This is a genomic window from Pseudomonas sp. A-1, from assembly GCF_004801855.1.
Classification (GTDB): Bacteria; Pseudomonadota; Gammaproteobacteria; order Pseudomonadales; family Pseudomonadaceae; genus Geopseudomonas.
This window is the reverse complement of record NZ_SSTC01000149.1, coordinates 1-5,427: the sequence shown is the minus strand read 5'-3', so window position 1 is coordinate 5,427 and position 5,427 is coordinate 1. Positions and strand designations below refer to the sequence as shown.

Genomic DNA, 5,427 nt, shown 5'->3' with positions numbered 1-5,427 from the left:
GGCGGCGCCGCTCGCTGGGCGCGCAGGGCGGCCGCCGCGGCAGGCCCCTGCTCGGCCGCGACCTGCTGCGGGGTCTGCCCGGCCAGTTGCTCGAGGCTGAAGCTCGCCCCGCGTGCCGCAGCGGGATCGGCGCTGAAGCCGGCGACATGGCTGGCCAGATCCCAGCGCGCGCGCTCGTCGAGCTGCGCGGCGAAGGCCGGCATGTCGGTGCCCTCCACGCCGAGGCCGATGCTGTTGTACAGGTCGTAGAGGCTCAGGCTGTCCATGCGCGCGGCATTGCGCATGTTCGCCGGCGGCGGCTCGAGGCCGATCCCCGCCGGGCCGTCGCCGAGCCCGCCCTCGCCGTGGCAGACGCTGCAGTGCTGGGCGAACAGCGCCGCGCCGCGCGCCGGGTCGGGAGTGATGCGCGGAGTCAGGCTGATCCGGTAGCTCGCCACCAGATCGGCGGCCAACTGGCGTGCCTGGTCGGCCACCGCGGCGCCGTCGCGGCGCTCGCGGATGCTGTCGCCGAGACGGGCGACGCCCTGCAGCAGGCCATCCTTGCCGGCGTTGGCCGGCAGCGCGGCGACCAGCCCGGCCAGCACGCCATGGAACTCCAGCTGCTCCTGGTATTCGCCACTGTCGACCACCTGGCCGGCGGCCACCGTGGCCGGGTAGTCGGCGCCCAGGTAGCTCAGCAGGTGCAGGGCCTGGGCGGCGCCCTCGGGTTCGGCGAGGGCCATCAGGCTGCACAGCGCCAGCACGGGCAGCAGCAGCCAGCTCAGAAATCGCTTGCGGGTAAGCATGAGTGAATCCCAAATGAGAACAAATGCCATTGCCCTTTTACGCCTCATTGCGGCGTCACTCAAGGGCCATCCCGGCCAGCGGCTGCGACGATTCGCCGCGAAAGTCCTCAGGCCGGTGCGCGACGTACCAGCGACAGCAGGCCCGCGGCGGCGACGAACAGGCTGGCGAAGGTGCGGTTGAGCAGACGCTGCTGGCGCGGCGTGCGCAGCAGGCGCAGGACCCGCGCGGCCAGTCCGGTGTAGCCGGCCATCACCACCAGGTCGACGGCGATCATGGTCGCCGCCATGGCCAGGTACTGGGCCAGCAGCGGACGGGCCGGGTCGAGGAACTGCGGCAGCACGGCGAGGATGAACACGATGGCCTTGGGGTTGCTGGCGTTGACCACGAAGCCGCGCAGCACCAGGGTCAGCGGCCGGCCGAGCGGGCGTCCGCCGTTCTCGGTGGCCAGCTCGCCGACCGGCGCGCACCACTGCTTCCAGCCCAGCCAGGCCAGGTAGGCGACGCCGAACCACTTGATCGCCGCGAAGGCCAGCTCGGAGGTGGCGAGGATGGCGCCGACGCCGGCGGCGACGATGGCGATCTGCAGGGCCAGCGCCAGCTGCAGGCCGATGGCGTTCCAGTAGCCGCGGCGGAAGCCGTAGTTGAGGCCGCTGGACATCGAGGCGATGGCGCCGGCGCCGGGCGACAGGCTGATCACCCAGCAGGCGGCGAAGAAGGCAAGCCAGGTTTCCAGGCTCATGGGGCATTCTCCGGTAGAGGATGGCGGAAACGACGCCGGCCCATGACGGGCCGGCGCGGGTACAGCATGGCATGCGGACAGGCTTCGGCCTACCCCGCCAGCACTCAGTCCGGCAGGTCCTTGTGCAGCTTGACCGGCTCCTTGAGCTTGCGCTTCATCGCGGTGCGCATGCGGATGTTGAGCGCCTCGACGCCCAGCGAGAAGGCCATGGCGAAGTAGACGTAGGCCTTGGGCACGTGCACATCGAACGCCTCGGCGACCAGCAGGGTGCCGACCACGATGAGGAACGACAGGGCGAGGATCTTCAGCGACGGGTGCTTCTCGATGAAGTCGCTGATGGTGCCGGCGGCCAGCATCATCACCAGCACGGCGATGATGATCGCGGCGACCATCACCGGCACGTTCGACACCAGGCCGACCGCGGTGATCACCGAGTCCAGCGAGAAGATGATGTCGATCACCGCGATCTGCAGGATCACGCTCATGAAGGCGGCCTTCTTCACGCCGCCCTCCTCGCCCGCTTCCTCCTCGCCCTCGACGCTGTGCCAGATCTCCATGGTGCTCTTGAACAGCAGGAACAGGCCGCCGAAGAACAGGATCAGGTCGCGGCCGGAGACGCCCTGGCCGAGCACGGTGAACAGGTCGGCGGTCAGGCGCATCACCCAGGCGATCGACAGCAGCAGCAGGATGCGCGTGCCCATGGCCAGCGCCAGGCCGAAGAAGCGCGCCTTGGCCTGCTGCTCCTTGGGCAGGCGGCCGACCAGGATCGAGATGAAGATGATGTTGTCGATGCCGAGGACGATCTCCAGGGCGGTCAGAGTGAGGAAAGCAACCCAGATTTCCGGGCTAGTCAGCCATTCCATGATGGTTCAGGTCTCGTTGGGGGTAGTGGTTGGAGTGAGTTGATGTTCGGTCCCGCGCCAGCGGCGCACGACCTTCTGGAAGAACAGGCTGTTGGGGATCTGCACCAGCGCGCCGCTGCCGTTCTCGGCGTCTTCCTCCAGCGTGGTGTACAGCAGGTTGATGGCGATCACCCGGCCCTTGGCGCCGGGCTTGTCCGCGGCCTCCAGCACCTCGACGCGATCGCCCAGGCGGAACGGCCCGATGGTGAAGATCAGCACCGCGCAGAACAGGTTGGACAGCACGCTCCACACGGCGAAGAAGGCCACCGCGGCCACCGCGACGAAGCCGGAGAAGGCCGCCCACAGCACGCCGGCGGACACGCCCAGGTGCTCCAGCGCCAGCATCAGCGCGCTGCCCATGATCAGCCAGCGCAGGGCGCCGCGCAGCGGCAGCAGCAACTCGCCGGGCAGGTGGTAGCGGTTGGCCAGACGGGTCAGGCCGCGCGCCACCAGGCGCTGCAGCACGTAGCCGGCGAGCAGGATCAGCAGGATCTGCCCGCCGAGCAGCAGGGTTTCGCTCCAGGCGCCCAGCCACTGCGCCAGCCAGACCTTCACGCCGCGCCTCCCAGCTCGGCTTCCAGCGCCTCGAGTTCCTCGAGAGCCAGCAGCCAGGCCTCCTCCAGCTCGGCCTCGCGGGTCTTGAGGGTGGCCTGCTCGGCCAGCAGGGTGCGCAGCTCGTCCTTGCGCGCCGCCTCATAGAGGGCGCTGTCGCCCAAGCGGGTTTCCAGCGCGGCCAGCTTCTCCTGCACGCTGCCGAGCTCCTTCTCCAGCTTGTCGGCCGCCTTCTTGCGCGGCGCCAGCTGCTGGCGCAGGGCGGCGGCGGCCTGGCGCTGGGCACGCTTGTCGGTCCTGTCGGCGCCCGGCGCCGCCTCGACCACCGGCTGCTGGCGGGCGCGGTAGTCGACCAGCCAGCGGCTGTAGTCGTCGAGGTCGCCGTCGAAGGCCTGCACGCGGCCGTCGGCCACCAGCAGGAACTCGTCGGTGGTGCTCTTCAGCAGGTGGCGGTCGTGCGACACCACCAGCACCGCGCCCTCGAAGTCCTGCAGGGCCAGGGTCAGCGCCAAGCGCATCTCCAGGTCGAGGTGGTTGGTCGGTTCGTCGAGCAGCAGCAGGTTGGGCTTCTGCCAGGCGATCAGCGCCAGCGCCAGGCGTGCCTTCTCGCCGCCGGAGAAGTTGACCACCGGCTCGTCGCAGCGCGGCCCGCGGAAGTCGAAGCCGCCGAGGAAGTCGCGCAGGGTCTGCTCGCGCTCGCCCGGAGCGATGCGCGCCAGGTGCAGCAACGGGCTGGCCTTGGGGTCCAGCGAATCGAGCTGGTGCTGGGCGAAGTAGCCGACCGCGAGGTTCTCGCCGCGGATCAGGCGTCCGCCGAGCGGCTGCAGCTCGCCGGCCAGGGTCTTGATCAGGGTCGACTTGCCGGCGCCGTTGGGGCCGAGCAGGCCGATGCGCGCGCCGGGTACCAGCTGCAGCTTGACCTTCTCCAGCACCGCCCTGTCGCCGTAGCCGAGGCGGCCCTCGGCCAGATCGAGCAGCGGGCTGGAGACCTTGTCGGCCTCGCGGAAGCGGAAGTCGAACGGCGAGTCGATGTGCGCCGGCGCCAGCTCCTCCAGGCGCTCCAGCGCCTTGATGCGGCTCTGCGCCTGGCGCGCCTTGCTGGCCTTGGCCTTGAAGCGGCGGATGAAGTCTTCCATGTGCGCACGCTGCGCCTGCTGCTTCTCGTAGGCCTGCTGCTGCTGGGCCAGGCGTTCGGCGCGGGTGCGCTCGAAGGCCGAGTAGCCGCCGCGATAGAGGGTCAGTTTCTGCTGCTCGAGGTGCACCACGTGGTCGACCACCGCATCGAGGAAATCGCGATCATGGGAAATCAGCAGCAGGGTACCGGGGTAGCCTTTCAGCCAGCTTTCCAGCCAGAGGATGGCGTCGAGGTCGAGGTGGTTGGTCGGCTCGTCGAGCAGCAGCAGCTCGGACGGGCACATCAGCGCCTGCGCCAGGTTGAGGCGCATGCGCCAGCCGCCGGAGAAGTCGCCGACCGCCCGCTCCATCTGCGCGCTGTCGAAGCCGAGGCCGGCCAGCAGCTTGCGCGCGCGGGCGTCGGCCGTGTAGCCGTCGGCGCTGTCGAACTCGCTGTGCAGGCGGGCCAGGGCATGGCCGTCGTGGGCCGCCTCGGCCGTCGCCAGCTCGGCCTGGATGCGGCGCAGGTTGCTGTCGCCATCCAGCACGTAGTCCACCGCGCGGCGCTCGAGGGTATCGACCTCCTGGCGCATGTGGGCGATGCGCCAGTCCGCCGGCAGCAGGCAGTCGCCGCCGTCGGCGTGCAGTTCGCCGCGCAGCAGGGCGAACAGGCTGGATTTGCCGGCGCCGTTGGCGCCGACGAGACCGACCTTCTGGCCGGGATGCAGGGTCAGCTCGGCGCCGTCGAGCAGACGCTGCGGGCCACGCTGCAGGATAAGATTCTGGAGTCGGATCATGATCGTGAGAGAGGATTCAGCGGTGGCGAAGTCTACCAGCTTCCCCCGTCCCTCGCCCGGAGGCCAGCATGCAGCAATCGTTATGGGATTTTTCCGTGGCGCTCTACGCCCGCCCGGGGGTGGCCGAGCTGTGCCTGCGCCTGCAGGACGAACGCGACGCCGACGTCTGCCTGCTGCTCGCCGCGCTGTGGCTGGAGCGGCGCCGGGTGGATGTCGCGGCGGAGCGGGTCGCCGCCCTCCGCGATCTGGCGGGGCCCTGGCAACGGACGGTCACCCTGCCCCTGCGCCGGCTGCGTCGCACCTGGAAGGCGCCGGCGGCGGACGACCCGACGCTGGCCGAGCTGCGCCGGCAGCTGGCGGAGCTGGAACTGCAGGCCGAACGCCTGCTGCTGGAGCGGCTGCAGGCGCTGGCGGAGGACTGGCCGGCGACACCGAGCGCCGAGCCGGGCGCCTGGCTCGCGGCCCTGGCGCCCGAGTGCCGCAACGCGCTGGCGGCGCTGCTCGTCGCGGCCGGTGCGCCTCAGTCCTGAGCGGACGG

The 5,427-nt window shown here is 70.4% G+C and carries 6 protein-coding genes; 1 reads left to right on the top strand and 5 read right to left on the bottom strand.

Features of this window, described 5'->3' with window-relative positions; translation table 11 throughout:
• From E5198_RS20155 to E5198_RS20135, 5 genes are all read right to left on the bottom strand, one after another.
• Nucleotides 1-785, bottom strand: a 785-nt coding sequence (locus tag E5198_RS20155; protein ID WP_136491702.1) for a c-type cytochrome, incomplete at its 3' end; no start/stop codon positions are given.
• A gap of 107 nt (nt 786-892) precedes the next feature.
• Nucleotides 893-1,525 carry a LysE family transporter gene (locus E5198_RS20150; protein WP_136491701.1) on the bottom strand — a complete coding sequence of 211 codons (633 nt, stop codon included), beginning with the start codon at nt 1,523-1,525 and terminating at the stop codon, nt 893-895.
• Nucleotides 1,526-1,629: 104 nt separating this feature from the next.
• The gene (locus E5198_RS20145) at nt 1,630-2,388 is read right to left on the bottom strand and encodes a TerC family protein (RefSeq protein WP_136491700.1); all 759 of its coding nucleotides are present in this window, start codon (nt 2,386-2,388) and stop codon (nt 1,630-1,632) included.
• Nucleotides 2,389-2,394: 6 nt separating this feature from the next.
• Nucleotides 2,395-2,982, bottom strand: coding sequence for a mechanosensitive ion channel family protein (locus E5198_RS20140; RefSeq protein WP_136491699.1), 588 nt, complete (start codon nt 2,980-2,982; stop codon nt 2,395-2,397).
• Nucleotides 2,979-4,889, bottom strand: a complete 1,911-nt coding sequence (locus tag E5198_RS20135; protein ID WP_136491698.1) for an ATP-binding cassette domain-containing protein — start codon at nt 4,887-4,889, stop codon at nt 2,979-2,981. The genes E5198_RS20140 and E5198_RS20135 overlap by 4 nt, the downstream gene beginning before the upstream one ends.
• 68 nt (nt 4,890-4,957) lie before the next feature.
• Here E5198_RS20135 and E5198_RS20130 point away from each other — a divergent pair, with 68 nt between their 5' ends.
• A complete protein-coding gene (locus E5198_RS20130) occupies nt 4,958-5,419 on the top strand; it encodes a TIGR02444 family protein (protein ID WP_136491697.1) in 462 nt (153 codons plus the stop codon).
• The last annotated feature ends 8 nt before the right edge of the window (nt 5,420-5,427 follow it).